The organism is Caulobacter sp. GW821-FHT11E11, assembly GCF_058808315.1.
The window spans coordinates 127499-146787 of the sequence record NZ_JBXARO010000009.1 but is presented as its reverse complement, the minus strand read 5'-3'; the positions used below and the strand labels follow the sequence as shown (position 1 = coordinate 146787).

Below are 19289 nucleotides of genomic sequence, written 5' to 3'. Positions count from 1 at the left end.
GCGCACCAACAGAAGGGAGGCTCCCATGGAAGCCGTTGACCCCACAGTGTTCCGTCTGGCGATCTTCGTGCTCGCCATCTTCGTCGGCTACTACGTCGTCTGGAGCGTGACGCCCGCGCTGCACACGCCGCTGATGGCCGTCACCAACGCCATTTCGTCGGTGATCATCGTCGGCGCCCTGCTGGCCGCCGCGGCCCATGGCGCCAATTCCGACTTGGCCGGCGGCGCCGTCGCCGGCTCGACCTGGATCTCCAAGGGGGCCGGCACGCTCGCCGCGGCCTTCGCGGCGGTCAACATCTTCGGCGGCTTCTTGGTCACCCAGCGCATGCTGGCGATGTACAAGAAGAAAGAGAAGAAGTGAGCGGCAGAGAGCAGGGGGAAATAGAACAATGAACGCCAATCTCGCCGCCATTCTCTACATCGTCTCGGGGGTGCTCTTCATCCTCGCGCTGCGTGGCCTCTCCAGTCCTGTGACCAGCCAGACGGGCAACCGTAACGGCATGATCGGCATGGCCATCGCCGTCGGCACCACCCTGGCCACCCTGTGGAGCCAGGGCGCGCTGGACGTCGTCACCCTGGGCCTGATCCTGGGCGGCGTCGCCGTCGGGGGCGCGGTCGGGGCGATCATCGCCCGCAAGGTCGCCATGACCTCGATGCCGCAGCTGGTCGCCGCCTTCCACAGCCTAGTCGGCATGGCCGCCTGTCTGGTGGCCGTGGCCGCCATCTACACGCCCGCCGCCTATGGCATCGTGGGCGAGGACGGCGCCATCCACCTCAACAGCCTGATCGAGCTGTCGCTGGGCCTGGCCATCGGCGCCATCACCTTCACCGGTTCGGTCATCGCCTTCGCCAAGTTGAACGGCAACATGGGCGGCGCGCCGATCCTGCTGCCGGCCCGTCACCTGCTGAACATCGCCATCGCCCTGGGCATCGTGGCCCTGGTCGTGGTGCTGGTGATCTCGGGCGGTTCGGCGATCTGGGCCTTCTGGGGCATCTTCGCCCTCAGCCTGCTGATCGGCGTCACCCTGATCATCCCGATCGGCGGCGCGGACATGCCGGTCGTGGTGTCGATGCTGAACAGCTATTCCGGCTGGGCGGCGGCGGCCCTGGGCTTCACGCTGGAAAACACCACCCTGATCATCACCGGCGCTCTGGTCGGTTCGTCGGGCGCGATCCTGTCCTACATCATGTGCAAGGGCATGAACCGCTCGTTCGTCTCGGTGATCCTGGGCGGCTTTGGCGCCGACGCGGCGGCTTCGGCCGGCCCCGGCGGCAAGGTCGAGAGCCGTCCGGTCAAGCAGGGCTCGGCCGACGACGCGGCCTTCATCATGAAGAACGCGTCCAAGGTCATCATCGTCCCCGGCTACGGCATGGCCGTCTCCCAGGCCCAGCACATCCTTCGCGAGATGTGCGACAAGCTGAAGGAAGAGGGCGTCGAGGTGAAGTACGCGATCCACCCCGTCGCGGGCCGGATGCCGGGCCACATGAACGTGCTGCTGGCCGAAGCCAACGTCCCCTATGACGAAGTCTTCGAACTGGAGGACATCAACAGCGAGTTCTCGACGGCCGACGTGGCCTTCGTGATCGGCGCCAACGACGTCACCAACCCGGCCGCCAAGACCGACCCGACCAGCGCCATCTACGGCATGCCGATCCTGGAGGTCGAAAAGGCCCGCACTGTCCTCTTCATCAAGCGCGGCATGGCCTCGGGCTATGCCGGCGTCGAGAACGAGCTGTTCTTCCGCGACAACACGATGATGCTGTTCGGCGACGCAAAGAAGATGGTCGAAGGCATCGTGAAGGGGCTCTAAGGCTTCTTCCACCGCTACGAGCGACGAAGGCCCCGGCGGAAACGCCGGGGCCTTTTTCGTGCGCCAAACGAAACAGAGGCCCCAGGGTTACCTGGGGCCTCTGTCGCGGGGTGCGGGGAGGTGGGGAGTTTTGGGGTACGCGGTACTGAAACTTGTCGGTCCTGCGATCACTGGGCGGCGACTTCGACCGGGGCGGTCTTGGCCAGGGCCAGGGCGTTGCGGTGGCGTTGCGACAGCTGGCGCTCGGCGTCCTGGCGGGCTTCGGTGACGCAGGCGCGGACGCTGGATTGCAGCTCGCCACGGTTCATCTTGGCGCGACAGACGGTTTCGCCGGCGGACTGGACGCGGGCCTTGAAGATCTTGGCCTGGGCGGGGTTGGCCAGGTTCAGGTCGGCGAAGGAGACGGTGATCGACGGGTCGCCCGGCTCGCCGCGCTCGGCGGCGTTGGCGGCTTGAGTCAGGCCCAGGACCGGCACGGCGGCCAGGCTCAGGCTGGCGACGGTGGTCAGGCTCATGATGAACTTGCGCATTTCGAAGATCCCTCTGGCTGGGCGCTGTTCTTGTGCGCCGATGAATATTGAGTACTCGCCAGAGCTCTCGAAGTCCCGTTACGACTCATTCATGACGTGTAATTAAAGAAGTGAAGCGCGTTTAATGAAGTGAACTTGGTGTAATGTTTGCATTTATTCTTGATGTCGGCATGCAAGCTGCGCTGCGTGGTGAATGAATGGTTAAGCTGCGCCCTGTTTTCGCCCCATGCGACCTTCATAGACCGCCGCCATTCACCAAGCCGAAAGGTCAGGTATGAGAGTAAAGCCGCCTGCGCGCGGTCCTCTCGACTGACCGAACGTCGAAGAGGTAGCGGTTTGATCTCCAAGAGCCTGGCTGTCCCGCCTCAACACCTGCGCGTCGCCTTCATCACCATGCTGGGCGTCGCCGCGATGGCGGGGACCCTGAACGGCGCGCTGGCCCTGGGCGACTGGGTGGCGCGGACCGCGCCCGTCGCCGCGCCGGCGCCAGCCGTCGCGCCGGTCGAGGCCCAGGCCGAAGACGCCGAGCCCGAGACGCCGCCGCCCGCCTTCCAGTTCGGCGCGCCGCTGCCGGGCCGCGTGATCAATTCGCCGTTCGGCCTGCGCCAGCTGCCCTGGGAAGAGAACGGCCGTCTGCACGAGGGCGTCGACATCGCCGCCCCCGGCGGCGCGGCGGTCAAGGTCGCCGCCGATGGCGTGGTCAAGGCCACGGGTCTCAGCGCCTCGTACGGCCGTTATGTCCTGGTGATGCACAAGGGCGGCCTGACCACCCTCTACGCCCACCTCGCCAAGCCGGCGGCGGGCGTCAAGCGCGGCGCCTATCTGCATCGCGGCGATACGGTCGCCTTCGTCGGCAATTCGGGCCGTTCGACCGGCTCGCACCTGCATTTCGAGATCCGCAAGGGCGACAAGGCCCTGAACCCGAGCTTCTTCCTGGACCGCAGCTTCGCCGAGGCCTCGGACCTGCCGCTGAAGGCGGCCGGCCGCGTTTCGCGCAAGGTGCACAAGGCCACGGTCTCGAAGTGGCCGCCCGGCGTTCTGGCCAAGGCCGGGACCGCGCCCGGCGGCGTCAAGGTCGCCCGCCTGAAGAACGGCCGTGTCCGCGCCACCATCCCGGTCGCCACGGTTCCGGCGCCGGCCGTCCAGGCGGTGAGCGCTTCGGCAGGCTCGACGACCTAAAGCTCCGTTCCCTGTGCAACGCGTCTCGACGCGTCACAAAGCGTCACTACATTGGACGGCATGATCCAGTTTCTCGGTCGCGGCGTCGCGGGCTTGGCCCTGCTGTTGGTTTCGTACATCGCCGTGGGCGGCGTAGTGAGCGCCGTCGGCGCGCCCAAGATGCGAGGCCAACTGGTCGAGATCGAGCCGGGCCGCGCGCTGCGGCTGGTCTGCGAAGGCCCCAAGAGCGACCGTCCCGTGGTCTGGCTGGAGGCCGGCGCCTTCGGCTTCGCTGCCGACTGGGGCGGAACCCAGGAAGCCCTGACCGCCGCCGGCTGGCGCTCGTGCGCCTATGACCGGGCCGGCATGGGCTTCTCGCCCAAGGGCCCCAGCCCGCGCGACGGCATCGCCATCGTCACCGACTTCGAGAAGCTGGTGGCCGCCTCGGGCGAGCCCGGCCCCTACATCCTGGTCGGCCACTCGATGGCGGGCCTGCGCCTGCGCGAATATGCCGGCCGCAACCCCGACAAGATCGCCGGCATCGTCCTGGTCGACGCCGCCACGCCCGAGGCGGCCCAAAACCCGCAGATGCAGGGCTTCATCAAGACCTTCGCCAATGTCTCCAAGTGGGCCGCGCGCGGGGCCTCGCTGGGTCTCTACAAGCCGCTGGTCCACACTAGGCTGGGCGACAAGATCGACCTGCCGCCGGCCGCCAAGGCCGAGAAGGGCTGGGCCTTCGCCAATGGTCGCCATAACCGCACCTCGGCCGAAGAGGTCGGCCTGTGGAAGGAGGCCTCGGACCAGGCCGCCCAGCAGCCGGACTTCGATCCCAAGTGGCCCGTCGCGGTGGTCACCGCCGGTCCGGTGGCGGGACGCGAGCTGCGCAAGGAGATGCAGGCCGCGCCGGCCCGTCGTTCACGGCACGGCCTGGTCGACCATGTCGAGGCCGCGACTCACACCCTGCTGATCGGCCGCCGCTTCGCCGACCACATCGTTCGCGCGGTCGCCTTCGTGGCCGACGCTTACAAGAAGGGCTGATACAACCAGAGGATCGGTCGATTCGGGGGAGGTCCCGTCATGGGCAATGCGGTCAGCCTGGAGGGCGTCAGCAAGACCTACGACGACTTCCATGCCGTGCGGGATGTCAGCTTCGACGTCCCCGCCGGCCGGATCACCGGGTTCCTGGGCCCCAATGGCGCGGGAAAGACCTCGACCATCCGCATGATCCTGGGCCTGCTGCCGGTCAGTGCGGGCAGGATCGCGGTGCTGGGCGGCGACGACGCCCAGAAGGTGCGCGACCGCATCGGTTTCCTCCCCGAGGAGCGCGGCCTCTACAAGCGCATGACCCCGATCGACGCCATCGCCTTCTTCGCGGGGCTGAAGGGCGTGCCGGAGACTGAGGGCCGCAAGCGGGCCAAGGCGATGCTGGAGGCGCAAGGCCTGGGCTACGCCATGAAGAAGCCGATCAAGGACCTCTCGAAGGGCATGGCCCAGAAGGTCCAACTGCTGTCGGCCCTGGCCCACGAGCCTGAGCTGGTGGTGCTGGACGAGCCGTTCTCGGGCCTGGATCCGGTCAACCAGCAGGCCCTGGAGGCGATGATCCGCGAGATCGCCGCGCGCGGGGCCACGGTGTTGTTCTCGACCCACGTGATGCAGCACGCCGAGCGCCTGTGCGACAAGGTCGTGCTGATGGCGCGGGGGCGTAAGGTGTTCGACGGCGACGTCGCCACGGCCCGCTGCGCCGCGCCCCGGGCGCTGGTGCTGGAAGGCGATCTGTCTGCCGAGCAGGTCGCGGCTCTGCCGGGTTTGGGCGCGGTGACCTCCGAGACCCTGCAGGACGGCGGCTGGCGACACGTGGCGGTGCTCCCTGAGGCTGGAACGGGCCACGACGCCCTGAAGGCCGCTTTCGCGCGTGACCTGTCGCTGCGACGGTTCGAGCTCAAGGAGCCCAGCCTGCACGACGCCTTCATCGTCCTGACGGGAGGCCAGGCATGAGCCGCCTGCTGAAGATCGCGCGCCGGGAATACCTGGCCTATGTCCGCACCGTCGGCTTCTGGCTGTCGATCGTGGCCCTGCCTCTGGTGATCGGGATCAGCGCCTCGGCGCCGCTGATGATGATGAAGTCGGCCAAGCCCGAGCGCCTGGCGATCGTCGACCTGACCGGCCAGAACCTCGGTCCGGCCCTGGCCAAGGCGATCGTCGAGAACCAGACCCGCGACGGCGCGCGCGCCCTGCGCGCGGCGGCCCTGTCGGCGGCCGGTCCCAAGGCCCAGGAGGAGGTTCGCAAGGCCCAGCAGGCCGGTGGCGATGCGGCCGGCCGTGAGGTCCTGGCCCGCTACAACCCCTCGGCCGCCGCCCGCTACAAGACGCCCAGGGCCAAGGCGATCGTCCTGCCCGCGCCCGCCGAGGCCCAGGCCGCGACGACCCCGCGCGCCGCCGGGCTCGCCGCCCGCCGCGCGGTGGCCGAGAAGCGTCTCGATTCGGTGCTGATCCTCAGCGGCCGCGACGACGCCATCGTCATGGACCTGTGGAGCCGCAATCTGGGCGCGCCGGTGCTGGAGGGCGACCTGAAGGCCGCCGTGGGCGAGATCATGCGCGAGCGGGCCCTGACCCGCGCCGGCGTCTCGCCCCAGACCCTGAACGCCGCCGACGCGCTGAGGCCCACGTTCAACAGCCTGTCGCCCAAGGCGGCCTCGGGCGAGAAGGTCAGTCTGCGCGACCGCCTGCCGACCATCGTGGGCTTCGCGGCCGGCATGCTGCTGTGGTCGATGATCCTGACCGGGGCCAGTATCCTGCTCAACAGCGTGATCGAGGAGAAGTCGTCAAAGATCCTCGAGGTGCTGCTGTCCTCGGCCTCGGTTCCCGAGATCATGGGCGGCAAGATCCTGGGCGTGGCGGGCCTGACCCTGACCGTGCTGGGCGTCTGGGCCATGGGCGGCTGGCTGGCCCTGATCAATTTCGCCCCCGGCCTGGCGGGCGACCTGGTAGCCGTGCTGCTGGGCAAGGGGCTGGTGTTCTATTTCGGGGCCTACCTGATCGGCGGCTACCTGATGTACGCGGCGCTGTTCGCCGGCATCGGGGCCTTCTGCGAGAGCCAGCGCGACGCCCAGACCCTGCTGGGGCCGATCATGATGGTGATGACGGTGCCGGTGATCTTCATGGGCCAGGCGATCCGCTCGCCCGAGGCGCCGATTCTCAGCGCCCTGTCCTGGATCCCGCCCTTCACCCCGTTCCTGATGCCGGTGCGCATCGCCAGCGATCCGCCGCTGGTCCAGGTGGTCGGCACCACGGTGCTGATGGCCGTGACCGTCGTGGCGATCATTGCCTTCTCGACGCGGGCCTTCCACGTGGGCGCCCTGGCGACCGGAAAGGTGAACCTCAAGACCCTGATTGGCCTGATCCTGCGCAAACAGGCGGGGTAGGGCCCAAAAACAACGTACAGCCTAGAAACGACGAAAGCCGCGCGGATCACCGCGCGGCTTTCGAAATCTTCAGCGAAGAAAGGTCCGGTTCTACCGGGCCGGCTTCTTCGGCATCGGCAGCAGGCCTTCGCGCTGGGCGCGCTTGCGGGCCAGCTTGCGAGCGCGACGGACGGCTTCGGCCTTTTGGCGAGCGCGCTTTTCCGACGGCTTTTCATAATGCACGTGCCGCTTCATTTCGCGGAACGAGCCTTCGCGTTGCATCTTCTTCTTCAGGGCCTTCAGCGCCTGATCGACGTTGTTGTCGCGGACGAAAATCTGGACCAGGGGTATCTCTCCATTCGACAGCCCGACCAATATTCCCAAGTCCCTCTTGAGGGGCCGGGCGGGCGAACAAAACCGGGTAACCTGGAAGGGGTTCTCCCAGGCGATGAGGCGGGGCTGATAGCAGAGCGGAGGGCCGCTGTCCATGCGCGACGCGGCCTAAACCTCGGTGTAGACTCGGATTTATGACGCAAACCGCCCAGACCCTCGACGAGACCGCCAGTCAAGCTTCGGATCAACCGGGATCGTCGTGGGCCGACGACGCCGAGCAGCGCGTGCTGGACGAGGCCCTGCGCCTCGCGCCCAAGCTGGGCTGGAACGCCGGACTAGTCAGCCGCGCCCTGGCGGCGGCGGGCTTGAGCGAGGCCGAGGGCCAGCTGCTGCTGCCCGAAGGTCCTCGCGACCTGGCGGCCCTGCTGTCGCGACGCCATGACGCGGCGGCGCTCGGCCGTTTGAAGGCGTTCGACGTCGCCGCTCTGAAGATCCGGCAGCGGATTCGCGAGGGCGTCGTGGCGCGGCTCGACGCGGCTCAAGAGCACGCGGATGTGATGCGTCCGCTGGCCGCCTTTTTGGCCTTTCCGACCAATCTGCCCCTGGCCCTGCGGCTGACCTGGGAATCGGCCGACATGATCTGGCGCTGGGCCGGCGACGTGGCGACCGACGAGAACCACTATTCCAAGCGGGCGATTCTGTCGGGGATTCTGATCTCGACCCTGGCCGTGGATCTGGCCTCGGGCCGCGCCTCGGCCCTGACGCACCTCGACGCGCGCATCGACAACGTCATGGCCTTCGAGAAATGGAAGGCGGGCCTCAAGCCCATGGACCTGGCGAGCGAGATGGTCTCTGCCCTCGCCAGGATGCGCTACGGCAAGTAGGGGGCCTTAGCCCCCGAAAGCGGCCGTCAGGCGGTCGAAGTGGGCCTGGACGGGGCGAGGGGCCTCTTCGTTCGGCGATTCCACGTACATGCGGCGGTCCAGGTGGCGGACCCGCTCGTACAGGCGCTCAGAGCGCGTTAGCAGGTGGGTCAGGCCGAAGGGCAGCTCCTCGATGGCCGGAGCCTCGCCGGTGGCTTCCTCGCCCAGGCGATACGATTCCGCGCAAGCGGCTTCCGGCGGCATCTCGCCCTCACGCACGGCGCGTTGGACCAGCAGCCACGAGGCGACCTGCATCAGGCGGGTGGTGAGGCGCATGCTCTCGGTGGCGTAGCCCAGGGCGGCATTGCGCGAGAGCACCTTGCTGTCATGCCGGCCGGCCCCGTCGAGATAGGCGGCGGTCTCTTCGACCAGCTGCATGCCCTCTTCGAAAGTGCGGTCGAACAGTTCCGATCGCGCGAAGTCCTGGATGACTCCAGCGCGCCAAGGCGTGTCCGCGAACGCGTTCACTTCGGTCATAGCTACTCAATGCCCCTTCGAAAGGCCGCGAGGACGTCTCGCTTGGTGACGGAACTGCAACGCCCGTGCCAAACCCAACCGTCCCGTTTCGCGACCCGCCCCCCTTCGAACCGACGATACTCTTACTGTAGAGTTGCGTCCGAAAGCGGATGAACGCTTAAGACGCCAGTAACCTCACCGAAACCTTAAAAGAGCTTTTAGTCCAGGCGACCAAACAGCGCATTCGCCGCGTCGCGCCCGGCTTTTTTCTTGGTCAGCTGGGCCTTGGTGCGTTTGATTTCGGCCTGCAGGGCCTCGATCCGCTCCTCCAGTTCCGCGACGCCGTAGATCTCCAGATCCTCGTGGGTCGTCTCGTTCAAAGCGCGTCCGCTGAAGGCGCGGGGTTCCGCAGGCTCTTCGAACATCGGCTTTTCTCCCTTTTCCGTTGGATATCTGACCCCTACCTAGGTCCCAAGGCAAGCTTCACGAGGATCAGGCTCCATGACGCAGACGATGACGGCGATCGCGATCGAGGGCGGCAAGGGCCCGGCGGAGGCCCTGCAGGCCGTCCAGCTGGAGCGTCCCGCGCCGGGACCGGGCGAAATCCTGATCAAGGTCGCCGCGGCCGGCGTGAACCGTCCCGACCTCCTGCAGCGCATGGGCTTCTATCCGCCGCCGCCGGGCGCGCCGGCGACCCTGGGCCTGGAAGTGGCGGGCGAAGTCGTGGTCGCCGCCGGGCGCTGGCAGGTCGGCGACAAGGTCTGCGCCCTGGTGGGTGGCGGGGGCTATGCCGAATATGTGGCGGTCGACGCCCGCCACGCCCTGCCGATCCCGGGTGACCTTGACCTGGTCCACGCCGCGGCCCTGCCCGAGACCGTCTTCACCGTCTTCGCCAATGTGTTCGAGCATGGCGCGCTGAAGGCCGGGGAGACGCTGCTGGTTCACGGTGGAACGTCCGGAATCGGAACAACAGCGATCGCCATGGCCAAGGCGGCCGGCGCCAAGGTCATCGCGACGGGACGCGGCGCCGACAAGAAGGCCAAGGCCCTCGAACTGGGCGCCGACATCGCCGTGGACACCAAGACCGAGGACTTCGCCGAGGTCGTGAAGGCCGCCGGCGGCGCCGACGTCGTGCTCGACATGGTCGGGGCCAGCTATTTCGAGAAGAATCTCGACGCCCTCAATGTCGGCGGCCGCATCGTCTACATCGCCAGCCTGGGCGGGGCGGTTCTGGAGGTTCCGGTGATGAAGGTCATGCAGAAGCGCGCCGTGATCACCGGCTCGACCCTGCGTCCCCGCTCGGCCGACGAAAAGGCCCGCCTGGCCGCCGAGGTCGAGCGCGTGGCCTGGCCCTGGGTGGCGGCGGGCAAGCTGAAGCCCCTGATCGACGCGACCTTCCCGCTGGCGGATGCGGCCAAGGCCCACGCCCATCTCGAAGCCGGCGAGCACGTGGGCAAGGTGGTGCTGACGGTCTAGGGAAGACTAGGCGCGCCTGAAAGCTCTGACGCTGTTGAAGTTTGCTTGATCCCCGTTCCCTTTTCACGAGAAGCGGATTATAGCTTTTCCAACATCCCGCCCGGCCGAAAGGCCGGGCGCCGTCATTTCTGGAGGACCGCATGTCCGACATCCTGATGCCCAAGGCGACCGCCGTCTGGTTGGTGGACAACACCTCTCTCAGCTTCGAGCAGATCGCCGACTTCTGCGGTCTGCACCCGCTGGAAGTGCGTGGCATCGCCGACGGTGAAGTGGCGCGCGACATCCGCGGCGCCGATCCGATCGGCAACGGTCAGCTGACCCGCGAGGAGCTGGACAAGGCCCAGGCCAACGACGCCTACCGCATGAAGGCCCAGGTCAGCCGTCACGCCGAGCTGCTGAAGCCGCAGAAGAAGGCCCCGCGCTACACCCCGGTGTCGCGCCGCCAGGACCGCCCGGACGCCATCGCCTGGTTCCTGCGCCACCACCCCGAAGTGACCGACGCCCAGATCTCGAAGATCCTGGGCACCACCAAGGCCACGATCGAGCAGGTCCGCGCCCGCACCCACTGGAACGCGGCCAACATCAAGCCGATCGATCCGGTGACCCTGGGCCTGGTCGGCCAGCTGGAGCTGGACGCGCTGGTCAAGAAGGCCGCCGAGAAGAAGGCCAAGGACGACCTGAAGAAGGGCATCCTGCCGGAAGACCCGACCCTGCGCCCCGCTTCGGAAGCCGGCCAGTTCGAGCCCGAAGTCGAGGAAGAGGAAGAAGACTTCCGCGCCCCGCGCGGCGACATCAAGGCCGAGGACGTGTTCGGCAAGTCGTCGGGCTATGTCGACGAGGAAGACGAGGACTAGTCCTCCGCTCCCGCGGCCTGAAAAGCAGAGGCCCCGCTCCTTGCCGGAGCGGGGCCTCGTGTTTTTCGGCTGCTCGAGCATTTTCCGATCGGAAAATGCTCCAACTTTCGAAGAGAGCCCTTTTTTATCCGACATGATCGTTTCGATCAGGTCGGAAAGGGCTCTAGCAGCTAGTGAAGTCGCGCCCTGAGGCCCTCGATCTCCTCCTTCAGCCGAAGCTTCTGCCGCTTCAGCTCCATAAGCATTGTAGCGTCGCTACCGGGTCTACTGGTCTCCTCCTGGATCTTGCGATCAAGGTTCTCGTGACGGGACCCAAGCTCGCGGATACGGGATTCGATGGCCATGGCTCTCGGCTCCATTGCTGTTGGAGAAGAAAGTGAACACCCGCTGCGCGGCGCTGTCAGATCACATATGATTGCAAGCGGCCCCGCTTGACGTGGCGCAGTTTGCTCCCAAGACGGACGAAAATTTACCATGACGGACGCTTCGAAGACCGTTGATCGTCAAAGGCTAGTCGTGGGGATCACGGGCGCTTCGGGCGTCGTCTATGGCCTTCGGACCCTGGATGCGCTGCGCGAACTGGGGGTGGAGAGCCATCTGGTGGTGTCCAAATCCGCGGCGCTGACGCTCGCCCAGGAGGCAGACCTGAGCGTCGCCGAGGTCAACGCCAAGGCCGAGGTCGTACACCGCACGGCTGATGTCGGCGCGTCGATCGCGTCGGGTTCGTTCAAAACCTTAGGCATGATCGTCGCGCCGTGTTCCGTCCGGACCATGAGCGAAATCGCCACCGGCGTGACGTCTTCGCTGCTGACCCGCGCCGCCGACGTCACCCTGAAGGAGCGCCGCACCCTGGTGCTGATGGTGCGCGAGACGCCGCTGCACCTGGGCCACCTGCGCACCCTGACCAAGCTGGCCGAGATGGGTGCGGTGATCGCGCCGCCGCTGCCGGCCTTCTATGCCAAGCCCGCCACCATCGCCGAGATGGTCGACCAGTCGGTCGGCCGGGCGCTGGACCTGTTCGACCTCTCCTGGAAGCCGGTGAAGCGCTGGGGCGAAGACCTCGAGACCCTCTCCGGCAAAGGCGAAGGTTAACGCGCATGCGGCTGTGGGATTGGGCCCTGGAGGTCTATGCGCGACAACCTGTCGCGGACGCGTGCCTGCACCTGCAGGACGCCCACGGCCAGAACGTGCCGTACCTGCTGTGGGCCGCCTGGATGGCCGGGGAGGGGCGCTCCGCTGACCTCAAGGACGCCGCCAGGACGATGCGCGCCTGGGACGCCGAGATCGGCGCGCCCCTGCGCGGCGTGCGCCGGGCGCTGAAGCCCGCGCGCCCTCCCGTCGACGACGCGGCCAAGGCGGCCCTGCGCGACGCGGTGAAGGCCGTGGAGCTGAAGGGCGAGCGGGTGCTGATGGAAAGCCTGGAGGCGCTCAGCGGTCCATCTGCCGCGCCTGTCTCGGTTCTGGACGGCCTCGTCGCCGCCGCTGAAGCTTCCGGCGACCCGCCGCGCCGGAGCGCGCTCGAACGGCTGGCTTCCGCCCTTGAGAAACCTTTGGGCTGAGCGCCTTTACCGGCTGTCAGCCTTTGCTATCTATCACCCGGTGAAGGGGCCCCACCGAGATGACGTCCATGAACGACGATGATCCGTCGGAAGATACCGACATCGCGATCGAACGTCGCCTTGCCGACCTGCGCGAGGAGCACAAGGACCTCGACGACGCCATCCGGGCGCTGGAAGAGCGCTACCAGCCCGACATGCTGCAGATCGCGCGTCTGAAGAAGAAGAAGCTCGCCCTCAAGGACGAGGTCGGCCGGCTGGAAGACCAGCTGACCCCCGACATCATCGCCTAGTCAGGCCGCTTCGCGCGCGGCCTCCAGGTCGCGGACCGTCTGCAGCAGACGGCCGGGCGTGATCGGCTTTTCCAGACGCGCGTCGGCGTGCTGGTCGGCCTTCAGCAAGCGGGCGTCGCAGGCCGAAGCCATCAGGGTGGCCGCGCCGGGGCGGACCTTGCGCACGGCGCTGACCAGTTCGCCGCCGCTCATGCGGGGCATGGAATGATCCGTGATCACCAGATCGGGCGCGAAGCTGTCCAGCGCCTCGAAAGCCGCCTGGCCGTCCTGGCACAGCAGGACGTCGAACCCCGCTTCGGTCAGGGTGATCTCGTAGATCATCGACAGGACGGGATCGTCCTCGGCGACCAGAATACGCTGCATGTAACCCGCCCAGTCATGCTTAACAGACTGTGAACGTGTTACCCCGCCGAAGGGCTGCTAGTCGCCGTGCGATAAAGTCGCATCACTGAGGGTTGTTAGCCGACGGCCTTACGCTTCCGGACGAACATGGCCGCGTCGGCCTCGGCCAGCGACACTTCCGGATCGACGCCGGGCTCGATCTCGCGCACGCCGAACGAGACGTGCAGCGGGGCCGACCACTCGCCGAACTCGACCGGCTGTGAACGGATGGCCTCGGCCAGGCTCTGGGCCTTGGCCAGGGCGGTCTCCTTGTCGGCCTGGGCCAGCAGCACGGCGAACTCGTCGCCGCCCATGCGGCCGACCAGGTCGCTCTCGCGGACATTGGCCAGCAGGCGCTTGGCCACGGCCTTCAGCGCCTCGTCGCCTGCGGCGTGGCCGAAGCGGTCGTTGACGCTCTTGAAGTTGTCCAGGTCGAAGAACACCAGGCTGGCCGACGAGCCGTAGCGCTGGGCGAAGGCCGAGACGCGCTTGGTCTCGCGCAGGAAGGCGCGGCGGTTCAGAACCGGGGTCAGGGCGTCCATGTCGGCCAGGCCCTGCGCCTCGTTCAGGCGCAGCTTCAGCGACGACACCTCGTTCCGCAGATCATCGATCTCGGTCATCAAGGTCTTCAAGGCCTCGACCACTTGCGGCGTCAGATCCGCGTCGGTCAGGCCGAGGAAGGCGGCGCTATCGGGGGCGGCGACCTCACGGGCGACGACCTGGGCTCCGGCGCGCACGAGGGCGCGCTTGCGGATAGCGGCGAAAGGTTCGGTCCGGGCGCCGGTAATCTTCATGACCTTACGGGGAATCGGTATTGCACAGCTGCGCCATGGTTAACGGGAACGGCGTTCGGCGCAATCGGGGGTGATGATTGGTCACACGCGCAAAGGGTCGCATGCTCGACCTATGGGCGATCTTGGCCATTCGCTCCGTAGGCTTCGTGTCGTTTTGCACTTGCGCGGAAGGGGTGAGGCGCATACGGGGCGGCCTTCATTCACCGCGCCCAGGGAAGACGCGATGACCTCGACCACTCCGCCCGTCGCCATCATCATGGGCAGCCGCTCGGACTGGCCGACCATGAAGGGCGCGGCCGACGCGCTGGACAGCTTGGGCGTAGCCTATGAGGCCAAAGTCGTTTCGGCTCACCGCACGCCCCAGCGCCTGTTCGAGTTCGCCACGGGCGCCGAGGCCGCGGGCTACAAGGTGATCATCGCCGGGGCCGGCGGCGCGGCGCACCTGCCGGGCATGGCCGCCTCGATGACCAATCTCCCCGTCCTGGGCGTGCCGGTGCAGTCCAAGGCGCTGAGTGGCCTGGATAGCCTGCTCTCGATCGTCCAGATGCCGGGCGGCATTCCCGTCGCCACGTTGGCGATCGGCGAGGCTGGGGCCAAGAACGCCGGCCTGCTGGCCGCCCAGATCCTGGCCCTGTCGGATCCGGCCCTGGGCCAGCGGCTGTCCGCCTTCCGCGCCGCCCAGACCGACAGCGTCGCCGAGAGCGTCGAGGACTAAGCATTATGGCCGACTTCCCCCTCGTTCCCGGTTCGACCATCGGCATCCTCGGTGGGGGACAGCTGGGCCGCATGCTGGCCCTGGCCGCCGCCCGCCTGGGCTTCGACGTGGTCATCCAGGATCCGGAGGAGGGCTCGCCCGCCGGCCGTGTCGCCGCCCGTCAGATCGTCGCCGCCTATGACGACCGCTGGGCCCTGAAGCGCTTGGCCGAGGCCTGTGACGTCGTCACCTACGAGTTCGAGAACGTCCCGGCCGACACGGTTTCTGAACTCGCTTCGCTCGGCGCGGTCGTTTCGCCGGGCGCCAAGGCCCTGGCCGCCGCCCAGGACCGCGTTGTCGAGAAGAGCTTCCTGGCCGAGATCGGCGTGCCCACCGTGGCCTTCGCCCCCGTCCACGACAGCGAGAGCCTGGCCGCCGCCATCGCCAAGATCGGCGCGCCGTCGCTGCTGAAGACCCGCCGCGAAGGCTATGACGGCAAGGGCCAGGCCTGGATCCAGAAGGCTTCCGACGCCGAGGCCTCGTTCGAGAAGATCGGCCGGCGGTCAGCCATCCTGGAAGCGCCCGCCGATTTCGGCCGCGAACTGTCGGTGATCGCCGCGCGCGGCCGCGACGGCGAGATCGCCTGCTATCCGGTCAGCGAGAACCACCACGAGGGCGGCGTCCTGCGCCGCACCGTCGCCCCGGCCAAGATCACCCCGGCCACCCGCGACCAAGCCGAGAAGATCGCCGCCAAGATCTTGACCGCCCTCGACTATGTCGGCGTCATCGGCGTCGAGCTGTTCGAGCTCGCCGATGGCAAGCTGCTGGTCAACGAGTTCGCCCCGCGCGTCCACAACACCGGTCACTGGACCCAGGACGGCTGCGAGGTCGACCAGTTCGAGCAGCACATCCGCGCCGTCGCCGGCTGGCCTCTGGGGCCCACCGCCCCGCACCACCATGTCGAGATGACCAACCTGCTGGGCGCCGACGTCGACGCTTGGCGCAAGCTGGCCGCCGAACCCGAGACCCGCGTCCACCTCTACGGCAAGGGCGAAGCGCGCCCGGGCCGCAAGATGGGTCACGTGAACCGGCTGCGGTCCCTAAAAGACTAAAGAGCGCGGGACTAGAGGCAGACGATCTGCGAGAGGGTGGCGCTGGCTTTCACCAGGCGGCCGCCCGTGTCGCGGGTCCAGGCTACCTCGATCTTCTCGACGCAGGGCAAGCCGTTGATCTCGCGCCGCGCGGTGCGGGATCGCGCGTCGACCTCGAACTTATGCTTTTCGAGCCACGCCACCAGCTCGCTTTCTGGCGTTCCGGCGTGGAACCGGCGGTTGAAGTGCTGGGCCGAGGCCGGATCGTCCCACCGCGCATCTCTGAGCAAGGCTGGCGGGCGCTCGGAGAACACGACCCAGAACATCACGACGGTCGTCTGCCAGTTCAGCGCTAATATCGCCACGACAAGACCGGTGACGATCGCCACCCCCGTCAGGTCCCGCCTTGCTCCAGGTGACAACGCCATGCCTTGAGCATGTCCGCTAAGGTTGAGTTCGGCAATGGCTCAGCTAGAGTTCGCGACAAGACGGGGAAGCGCTTCATGACGCCGGTGATCGAAACTGAACGGCTGATCCTGCGGGTGCCGGAGCAGGCCGACTTCGACGCCGGCTGGGCCGAGTTCCATGGCGACGCCGAGTGCATGCGCTATCTGGGCGGCGCCATGCCGCGCAGCATCGCCTGGCGCACCTTGGCCCAGGTGGTCGGCATGTGGCCGCTGCGGGGTTTCGGGACATTCTCGATCATCGAGAAGGCCACCGGTCGCTGGGTCGGACGCTCCGGGCCGTGGGAGCCCGAGGGCTGGCCGGCGCGGGAGGTGGGCTGGATGCTGCACCGCTCGGCCTGGGGGAAGGGCTACGCCACCGAGGCGGCGGGCGCGGGCCTGAAGTTCGTGTTCGAGGACCTGGGCTGGCCGTCGGTCGCCCACATGATCCACCCCGACAATGTCGGCTCGCAGGCCGTGGCGGCGCGGCTGGGCTCGCGTTTCCTGGAGATGGTCAGCCTGCCGCCGCCGATGGACGTGGCCGGCCCGACCCAGATGTGGGGCCAGAGCGCCCAGGAGTGGCGCGCGGCTCAGTCGTCCTCGTCCGCGCCTGCCAGGTCGGCGGCGTCGAAGTCGTAGTCCAGCAGGTCGCCGGGCCGGCAGCCCAGGGCCGCGCACAGCCGGGCCAGGGTGCGGAAGCGGATGCCCTTCACCTTGCCCGAGCGGAACAGCGACAGCTGGGTTTCGCTGAGGCCCACCTCGGCCGCCAGGTCGCGGGCCTTGAGGCCCTTGGCGACGATCAGGGCGTCCAGGGTGACGCGAACGGGCATCAGATCATCTCGTCCAGCTCGGCCTGCGCCGCCAGGGCCTGGTCCATCACGCGGCCCAGCAGGAACAGGGCGCCGCCGATCATGCCCAGCGTCATGCCGGCCACGTCGAAGTTCAGATAGCTGCGCTTGTCCGCGCCGACCAGCCGCATCAGGTTGATGACCACGAACACGCTGGCGACGCCCCCGACGCCCAGGGCCAGGCCGACGCGGCGCAGCGCCGAGGGCAGGGCGGCCTGGATCAGCCTGCCCTTGGCGATCTCGCCCAGCGCCTGGCCGATCGACCACACCCCGAACAGGTAGCAGGCGGCCGGCACGTACTGGATCGTCATGGCCAGGATCCTCGCAGGAGGCGGCGCAGATGGCCTTTGCAACGCCATCTGCAGCAGCGGCGCGATCCACGCGATCAGCGCCAGCAGCAGGCCGACGCTGACGACCATGAACACCGCCAGCCAGCGGAACTGGCCGCACATGCGGCGGAAATTCTCGACGTCCTTCGCGCCCACGGCGGCCTCCGATCCTGTCTCGTCTTTAATCTTGACTTAAAGATCGTTGGCTCGCAACTTTATATCTAACTTAAACGAAACGAGCCGGGCCATCATGCCAGCCGCCATCGAGACGCAAAACCTGACCCGACGCTTCGGCCGCCGCCTGGCTGTGGATGCGGTGTCCATGACTGTGCCCGAACGGGCGGTGTACGGCTTCCTGGGCCGCAATGGCGCGGGCAAGACCACGACGCTGAAGATGGTTCTGGGCCTAATTCGCCCGACCGCCGGGACCGCGCGGGTGCTGGGCGTCGACGTCGTCCGCGACCGCATTGGCGCGGCGCGCAAGATCGGGGCGCTGCTCGAGGCGCACGGCTTCTACACGAACCTGACCGGGGCCGAGAACCTGGCCCTGACCACAACTCTGCTGGGCCTCCCCGCCAACGAGATCGACCGGGTGCTGGAGGTGGTCGAGATGCGGGCCGACGCTGGCCGCAAGGTCGCAGGCTATTCGCTAGGCATGCGCCAGCGCCTTGGCCTGGCCCGCGCCATGCTGGGCGCGCCGCCGGTGCTGGTGCTGGACGAGCCGACCAATGGCCTCGATCCCGACGGCATCGCCGACATGCGCCGGTTCCTCAAAAGCCTGCCCGAGCGCACCGGCGCGACCGTGCTGCTGTCCAGCCACCTGCTGGGCGAGATCGAGCAGACCGCCACCCATGTCGGCGTGGTCAATGACGGCCGCCTGGTCCTGCAGGGCGAGCTGTCGCGGCTGAAGGCCGACCTCGCGCCGCAGATCATCCTGCGCACCGGCGACGATGCGAAGGCCGCCGAGGTGCTGGCCGGTCACGACCTGGCGCCCACCGAGGCTGGCCTGGTGGTGGCTCTTCGCGCCGGCGAGGACGCGGACCAGGCGACCGCCGCGCTGAATCGAACCCTGGTCCAGGCCGGGCTGCCGGTCTTCGCCATCGGTCCTCGCGACCGGTCGCTGGAGGACATCTACCGCCAGGTCTCCACGCCCCAACGCCAAACCGAGGTCGCCTGATGCTCGCCGTCCTGTCCGTCGAAATCCGCAAGCTGAACCGTTCGCTGGCCGCCGTCCTGGCGCTGGCCGCGCCGTCGCTGATCGCCGCTTTCGTGTTCTTCCTCGTCCTGCGCGGCAACCGGGCCGGAAAATGGGACATGTTCATGGAAGGCTCGAGCACCGCCTGGGCCTTCTTCATGCTGCCGATGAGCGTGACGGCCCTGACCGCCTTGGTGGCGCACATGGAGCACGCTCCCCGCGCCTGGGATCACCTGCGGGCGCTGCCGGTCCCGCGCTGGCGGATCTACGCCGCCAAGGCGATCTGCGTGATCGTGCTGGTGACAGTGATGAGCGGGCTGAACCTGCTGCTGACCTGGGCTTCGGTCTCGGCGGCGGTGACGATCAAGCCGGCCGTCACCCCGACCGGGACCGTGGATGTGGCCAAGCTGCTGATCCTGAACCTCAAGGTCGTGGCCGCCGCGACCCTGATGATCGCCATCCAGCTATGGACCGCCCTGCGCTTCGCCAGCTTCGTGCCGGCCCTGGCGATCGGCATCGGTGGGACCTTCTTCTCGGTGGTGGCGACCTCGGCCAAGGAGGGCGTGTTCTTCCCCTGGCAGATGCCGGTCAACATGCTGGCCAAGCAGGCCTGGCGCGGCGAGACGGCCCTGGCCCTGGGCGGCGGCCTGGGCGCGGTGGTCCTGGTCCTGGCCGTCCTGCATCTGGCGCGGCGCGAGGTGTTGTAACCCCGCGCCGGTCTCT

26 protein-coding genes and 1 pseudogene are annotated in these 19289 nt (G+C 67.8%); 17 read left to right on the top strand and 10 right to left on the bottom strand.

Features of this window, described 5'->3' with window-relative positions; genetic code table 11:
- Window positions 1-25: 25 nt before the first annotated feature.
- Both AC1RR5_RS22030 and AC1RR5_RS22025 read left to right on the top strand, forming a co-directional pair.
- Complete coding sequence (locus tag AC1RR5_RS22030) at window positions 26-361, top strand: proton-translocating transhydrogenase family protein (protein ID WP_099581343.1); 336 nt, start codon at window positions 26-28, stop codon at window positions 359-361.
- 28 nt (window positions 362-389) lie between these two features.
- On the top strand, window positions 390-1811 hold the full coding sequence (locus tag AC1RR5_RS22025; RefSeq protein ID WP_492925049.1) for an NAD(P)(+) transhydrogenase (Re/Si-specific) subunit beta: 1422 nt from the start codon (window positions 390-392) through the stop codon (window positions 1809-1811).
- Window positions 1812-1978: 167 nt separating this feature from the next.
- Here AC1RR5_RS22025 and AC1RR5_RS22020 read toward each other — a convergent pair whose 3' ends face one another.
- Window positions 1979-2341: a UrcA family protein gene (locus tag AC1RR5_RS22020; RefSeq protein ID WP_492925047.1), complete on the bottom strand. Its 363-nt coding sequence runs from the start codon at window positions 2339-2341 to the stop codon at window positions 1979-1981.
- Between the two features lie 336 nt (window positions 2342-2677).
- Here AC1RR5_RS22020 and AC1RR5_RS22015 point away from each other — a divergent pair, with 336 nt between their 5' ends.
- The 4 genes from AC1RR5_RS22015 to AC1RR5_RS22000 are packed head-to-tail and all read left to right on the top strand — an operon-like array spanning window position 2678 to window position 6921.
- Entirely contained in the window at window positions 2678-3520 is an 843-nt protein-coding gene (locus tag AC1RR5_RS22015) for a M23 family metallopeptidase (protein WP_492925045.1), read from the top strand.
- Between the two features lie 60 nt (window positions 3521-3580).
- Window positions 3581-4537, top strand: a complete 957-nt coding sequence (locus AC1RR5_RS22010; RefSeq protein ID WP_492925043.1) for an alpha/beta fold hydrolase — start codon at window positions 3581-3583, stop codon at window positions 4535-4537.
- Window positions 4538-4576: 39 nt separating this feature from the next.
- Window positions 4577-5494: an ABC transporter ATP-binding protein gene (locus tag AC1RR5_RS22005; protein ID WP_492925041.1), complete on the top strand. Its 918-nt coding sequence runs from the start codon at window positions 4577-4579 to the stop codon at window positions 5492-5494.
- Window positions 5491-6921: an ABC transporter permease gene (locus tag AC1RR5_RS22000; RefSeq protein ID WP_492925039.1), complete on the top strand. Its 1431-nt coding sequence runs from the start codon at window positions 5491-5493 to the stop codon at window positions 6919-6921. The genes AC1RR5_RS22005 and AC1RR5_RS22000 overlap by 4 nt, the downstream gene beginning before the upstream one ends.
- 90 nt (window positions 6922-7011) lie before the next feature.
- Here the strand turns inward: AC1RR5_RS22000 and rpsU are convergent, their stop codons facing one another.
- The gene (rpsU, locus tag AC1RR5_RS21995; protein ID WP_198576648.1) at window positions 7012-7245 is read right to left on the bottom strand and encodes a 30S ribosomal protein S21; all 234 of its coding nucleotides are present in this window, start codon (window positions 7243-7245) and stop codon (window positions 7012-7014) included.
- 182 nt (window positions 7246-7427) lie between these two features.
- Here rpsU and AC1RR5_RS21990 point away from each other — a divergent pair, with 182 nt between their 5' ends.
- Window positions 7428-8117, top strand: a complete 690-nt coding sequence (locus tag AC1RR5_RS21990; protein ID WP_492925037.1) for a COQ9 family protein — start codon at window positions 7428-7430, stop codon at window positions 8115-8117.
- Between the two features lie 6 nt (window positions 8118-8123).
- Here AC1RR5_RS21990 and rcdA read toward each other — a convergent pair whose 3' ends face one another.
- Window positions 8124-8633: a protease adaptor protein RcdA gene (gene rcdA, locus AC1RR5_RS21985; protein WP_492085304.1), complete on the bottom strand. Its 510-nt coding sequence runs from the start codon at window positions 8631-8633 to the stop codon at window positions 8124-8126.
- Window positions 8634-8830: 197 nt separating this feature from the next.
- On the bottom strand, window positions 8831-9037 hold the full coding sequence (locus tag AC1RR5_RS21980) for a DUF1192 domain-containing protein (RefSeq protein WP_492925035.1): 207 nt from the start codon (window positions 9035-9037) through the stop codon (window positions 8831-8833).
- Window positions 9038-9113: 76 nt separating this feature from the next.
- Between AC1RR5_RS21980 and AC1RR5_RS21975 the strand changes: the two genes are divergently transcribed.
- On the top strand, window positions 9114-10088 hold the full coding sequence (locus AC1RR5_RS21975) for an NAD(P)H-quinone oxidoreductase (RefSeq protein WP_492925033.1): 975 nt from the start codon (window positions 9114-9116) through the stop codon (window positions 10086-10088).
- A 140-nt stretch (window positions 10089-10228) separates the two neighbouring features.
- Window positions 10229-10942, top strand: a complete 714-nt coding sequence (locus tag AC1RR5_RS21970; protein ID WP_492925031.1) for a DUF1013 domain-containing protein — start codon at window positions 10229-10231, stop codon at window positions 10940-10942.
- Between the two features lie 170 nt (window positions 10943-11112).
- Here the strand turns inward: AC1RR5_RS21970 and AC1RR5_RS21965 are convergent, their stop codons facing one another.
- Window positions 11113-11286 (bottom strand): YdcH family protein, encoded by a 174-nt coding sequence (locus AC1RR5_RS21965; protein WP_454717904.1) that lies wholly within the window; start codon window positions 11284-11286, stop codon window positions 11113-11115.
- A 130-nt stretch (window positions 11287-11416) separates the two neighbouring features.
- Here AC1RR5_RS21965 and AC1RR5_RS21960 point away from each other — a divergent pair, with 130 nt between their 5' ends.
- The 3 genes and pseudogenes from AC1RR5_RS21960 (at window position 11417) to AC1RR5_RS21950 (ending at window position 12791) form a co-directional block, all read left to right on the top strand.
- Window positions 11417-12034: a UbiX family flavin prenyltransferase gene (locus AC1RR5_RS21960; RefSeq protein ID WP_492925029.1), complete on the top strand. Its 618-nt coding sequence runs from the start codon at window positions 11417-11419 to the stop codon at window positions 12032-12034.
- Window positions 11985-12501, top strand: a pseudogene (locus AC1RR5_RS21955) (TIGR02444 family protein); the annotation flags it as partial. The gene AC1RR5_RS21960 and the pseudogene AC1RR5_RS21955, both read left to right, overlap by 50 nt.
- A gap of 59 nt (window positions 12502-12560) precedes the next feature.
- Window positions 12561-12791, top strand: a complete 231-nt coding sequence (locus tag AC1RR5_RS21950) for a YdcH family protein (RefSeq protein WP_492925027.1) — start codon at window positions 12561-12563, stop codon at window positions 12789-12791.
- On the opposite strand, the gene AC1RR5_RS21945 is transcribed toward AC1RR5_RS21950, so the two are convergent.
- The gene (locus AC1RR5_RS21945) at window positions 12792-13154 is read right to left on the bottom strand and encodes a response regulator (protein ID WP_492925025.1); all 363 of its coding nucleotides are present in this window, start codon (window positions 13152-13154) and stop codon (window positions 12792-12794) included.
- Between the two features lie 95 nt (window positions 13155-13249).
- A complete protein-coding gene (locus AC1RR5_RS21940; RefSeq protein ID WP_492925023.1) occupies window positions 13250-13966 on the bottom strand; it encodes a GGDEF domain-containing protein in 717 nt (238 codons plus the stop codon).
- 223 nt (window positions 13967-14189) lie between these two features.
- On the opposite strand from AC1RR5_RS21940, the gene purE reads away from it, so the two are divergent.
- Both purE and AC1RR5_RS21930 read left to right on the top strand, forming a co-directional pair.
- The gene (gene purE, locus AC1RR5_RS21935; protein ID WP_492925021.1) at window positions 14190-14681 is read left to right on the top strand and encodes a 5-(carboxyamino)imidazole ribonucleotide mutase; all 492 of its coding nucleotides are present in this window, start codon (window positions 14190-14192) and stop codon (window positions 14679-14681) included.
- 5 nt (window positions 14682-14686) lie between these two features.
- Window positions 14687-15772 carry a 5-(carboxyamino)imidazole ribonucleotide synthase gene (locus AC1RR5_RS21930; protein ID WP_492925019.1) on the top strand — a complete coding sequence of 362 codons (1086 nt, stop codon included), beginning with the start codon at window positions 14687-14689 and terminating at the stop codon, window positions 15770-15772.
- Window positions 15773-15783: 11 nt separating this feature from the next.
- Here the strand turns inward: AC1RR5_RS21930 and AC1RR5_RS21925 are convergent, their stop codons facing one another.
- Entirely contained in the window at window positions 15784-16140 is a 357-nt protein-coding gene (locus AC1RR5_RS21925; protein ID WP_492925017.1) for a hypothetical protein, read from the bottom strand.
- 48 nt (window positions 16141-16188) lie between these two features.
- Between AC1RR5_RS21925 and AC1RR5_RS21920 the strand changes: the two genes are divergently transcribed.
- Window positions 16189-16833, top strand: coding sequence for a GNAT family N-acetyltransferase (locus AC1RR5_RS21920; RefSeq protein ID WP_492925015.1), 645 nt, complete (start codon window positions 16189-16191; stop codon window positions 16831-16833).
- Here AC1RR5_RS21920 and AC1RR5_RS21915 read toward each other — a convergent pair.
- Together AC1RR5_RS21915 and AC1RR5_RS21910 are read right to left on the bottom strand one after the other, a co-directional pair.
- Window positions 16785-17024 carry a helix-turn-helix domain-containing protein gene (locus tag AC1RR5_RS21915; protein ID WP_492925013.1) on the bottom strand — a complete coding sequence of 80 codons (240 nt, stop codon included), beginning with the start codon at window positions 17022-17024 and terminating at the stop codon, window positions 16785-16787. The two genes, AC1RR5_RS21920 and AC1RR5_RS21915, sit on opposite strands and share 49 nt — an antisense overlap.
- The gene (locus AC1RR5_RS21910) at window positions 17024-17527 is read right to left on the bottom strand and encodes a DUF2975 domain-containing protein (RefSeq protein WP_492925011.1); all 504 of its coding nucleotides are present in this window, start codon (window positions 17525-17527) and stop codon (window positions 17024-17026) included. The genes AC1RR5_RS21915 and AC1RR5_RS21910 overlap by 1 nt, the downstream gene beginning before the upstream one ends.
- Window positions 17528-17621: 94 nt before the next feature.
- Here AC1RR5_RS21910 and AC1RR5_RS21905 point away from each other — a divergent pair, with 94 nt between their 5' ends.
- Both AC1RR5_RS21905 and AC1RR5_RS21900 read left to right on the top strand, forming a co-directional pair.
- Window positions 17622-18548 (top strand): ABC transporter ATP-binding protein, encoded by a 927-nt coding sequence (locus tag AC1RR5_RS21905; RefSeq protein ID WP_492925009.1) that lies wholly within the window; start codon window positions 17622-17624, stop codon window positions 18546-18548.
- The gene (locus AC1RR5_RS21900; protein ID WP_492925007.1) at window positions 18548-19273 is read left to right on the top strand and encodes an ABC transporter permease; all 726 of its coding nucleotides are present in this window, start codon (window positions 18548-18550) and stop codon (window positions 19271-19273) included. The genes AC1RR5_RS21905 and AC1RR5_RS21900 overlap by 1 nt, the downstream gene beginning before the upstream one ends.
- The last annotated feature ends 16 nt before the right edge of the window (window positions 19274-19289 follow it).